The organism is Synechococcus sp. R5-12 (genome assembly GCF_047502655.1).
GTDB lineage: Bacteria > Cyanobacteriota > Cyanobacteriia > Thermostichales > Thermostichaceae > Thermostichus.
The window spans coordinates 1-2,928 of the sequence record NZ_JANSIM010000141.1; the positions used below are offsets into that span (position 1 = coordinate 1).

The 2,928-nt window shown below is 60.5% G+C and carries 1 protein-coding gene; it reads right to left on the reverse strand.

Going from position 1 to position 2,928, the window contains the following annotated elements; genetic code table 11:
• Positions 1-59: 59 nt before the first annotated feature.
• Positions 60-2,928, reverse strand: a 2,869-nt coding sequence (locus tag NW843_RS08290) for a response regulator (RefSeq protein ID WP_414522653.1), incomplete at its 5' end; no start/stop codon positions are given.

The following is a 2,928-nucleotide window of genomic DNA, read 5'->3' on the forward strand; positions in this document are numbered from 1 at the left end:
TTGAACAGTGATGTTCAGCAGTGTTCAGCGTAAATGTATCAGGGAGAAAAGCTCTGCACTCAGAGACTGAGGATAACTTGCCGATATGCCACCTCTAGCTTCTGCACGGCTTGCTCTATAGTATCCCATTTTACAGAACTGGCTGGCTCGGCATGAACCAGCTTTTCCAACTGCTGACACAGCTCGGCCAGACGTTTGGCGCCCAGGGTGCTGCTGCTGCCCTTGAGGCGGTGGGCCAACCGAGCAATGGCTTGGGGATCCCGCTGCTCTAGGGCCTGCCGCAGGGATCCCAATAGAGCTTCGCTGTCTTGCCGGTAGGTTTGGATCATCTCCTGCCAGGCTTCTGGAGAGCTGAAGACTGCCCGCATCTGGGCGAGGGTAACGGGGTCGAGGGGCGGATCCTCTTCTTGGCTGGCCGGGATGGGAAGGGGAAGGGATCCCTGAAGAACCCGGACTAGGGTAGCCGGCTCCAAGGGTTTGGTTAGATAGCCATCTACCCCAGCAGCTTGGGCAGCAGCACGGCCTTCCGAAAACACATTGGCCGTGAGGACGACAATGTGGGGTTGGCGCTCAGGGGGCAGCTCAGCACGGATGCGACGGGTGGCCGCAAGACCATCCAGCTCCGGCATTTGCATGTCCATCAACACCAGATCGTAGGGGCGCAGGCGCAGAGCTTGGACGGCTTCTAGGCCGTTGCCGACAATATCGGGCCGGTAGCCCAACCGCTCCAGCATGAGACGAATCACCTTCTGGTTAACCGGGTTATCCTCTGCCACCAGGATCTGAAGCGGGTAGCGGCTGGCCAGGGTCGCGTCCCAAATGGAGGGAGGAGCGGCGGGAGAGGAAGATAAGGAGGAAGGAGCTTTTTCTCCCACAAGCCCCAGCAGCAGCTTCCGCAGTTGGGAGGCTTTGACCGGCTTGGCCAAAGTGGGGAGAGGGTCTGCTGTGGAGATGAAGTTGCGCCCCGTCAGCACTAGCGGTAACAGGCGGGGTTGCGCTGTCTGCAGGTCAGCCGCCAGGGTCAAGCCATCCCGGTCTGGCAGGGTGGCATCCAGAAGGGCCAGGTCAAAAGGACGAGTTCTAACTGCAGCCTGGGCTTCTGCCGCCAAGGCGCAACAGGTTACCTCCATGCCCCAAGCGCTCAGCAGTCGGGATAGCAACTGCCGTTGACTGGCGTTGTCTTCCACCAGCAAAACCCGCTTGCCGGCCAAGCACGGATCCGGTGCGGCGGTTGGCAACAGCTCCTGGTCTGGCCTCTTTAGGGGGATGCGAAAGCGAAAAGTGGATCCCTGGCCCGGCTGACTTTCCACCCCGATTGCTCCCCCCATGAGCTGGCAGAGACGCTGGCTGATAGCCAGGCCCAGACCGGTGCCCCCAAACTGGCGGCTGATGGAGCTATCCACCTGGCTGAAGGGCTTGAAGAGGCGATCCAATTTTTCGGGGGGAATGCCAATGCCTGTATCCCGCACCTGAACGTTGACCCATTGCTTTTCAGGATCCCTCTCCCCTGCCTCGACCGTCACCACTACCTCTCCCTGGGGGGTGAACTTGATGGCGTTGCTGAGCAGATTGGCCAGGATTTGGCGCAGCCGGTTGGGATCCCCTATCAAGGTTGGCGGCAGGCTGGGATCCACCCAGGCCATCAGCTCCAGCTCCTTGCTCTGGGCTTGGGCTGCCATCAGATCCAGCAGCTCCTCCACCAACTGCAGCAAGGAAAAAGGCATTTCCTCCAGTTCCAGCTTCTGGGACTCGATCTTGGAGAAATCGAGGATGTCGTTGATTAGGTTCAGCAGCACCTCGCCTCCATAGCGGATGGTCTGTACCCAATCCTGCTGCTGCGGATCCAAGGAGGTGTCCAGGAGTAGACTGGTCATCCCCAAAATGGCGTTGATGGGGGTGCGGATCTCGTGGCTGATGGTGGCCAGGAACTCGCTCTTGGCCCGGCTGGCGGCTTCGGCAGCTTCCTTGGCTGCTTTCATCTGCTCTTCTGCCAGCTTGGCTACGGTGATATCCCGTCCGGCGGCGTAGAACAGGGATCCGGCCAAAGAGGCTCGCCACTCGATGAAGCGATAGCTGCCGTCCTGAGTGCGGTAGCGGTTGACAAAGTGATCCAGCCGTTTCTCTTCGATAAGCTGCTGCATGGCCGCCTGCGTGGCGGGGACATCTTCCGGGTGAACCCACTCCAAAAAGGGTCGGCTCTGCAGCTCCTGCAGAGAATAGCCCAGCGTAGTCTCCCAGGCGCGGTTGAGACGGCGAAAGTACCCTTGGGCATCGGCAATGCAGAGCAAATCCAGAGCTACCGAGAAAAACTGCTCCAGCTCCGCTTCTGCCGACTTGCGGGCAGTGATGTCCACCGCGGTAAACACCCAACACGGGATCCCGCGCAAGACAAGGGGCTGCACAAACACGTCTTCCCAGACAACTCGGCCATCCTGCCGCTGCCAGTGCCACTCAAAGCGGGCGGATCCCTGCTGGCGGGCCTGCTCCAAGTAGGGCTGCAAGGCAAACTCCCTCCCCTGCAAAGCCCGGCGATAGGGAGACTGCTCGCAAGCGTCGAAGGCCCGCAGCTCCTCCAGGCTGGAAAACCCGTAGGCGGCAATGGCTTGGGAGTTGGCCTCCAGGATCTCGCCGGTCTCGGCATGACGGATGAGGATGGCCACAGCGGCATTCTCAAACAGAGCCCGGAACTTCTGCTCGCTTTCCTGGACGGCCTGCTGGGATCGCACCCTGTCGGTTACATCGCGGACGATCACCACCACCTCTTGGGGGTTGAGGGGCACAATGCGCACCTCTTCGTGGCGGGTCTCTCCTTGAATCTCGATGCTTTGGTCGTAGCGCTGCCGCGTCTGGGTAGCTATAGCCTGCTGAACAAAGAAAAGCCGCCGCTCGGCCAACTCCGGTGGCAAAAGCTCCTGCAGGGATCGGCCC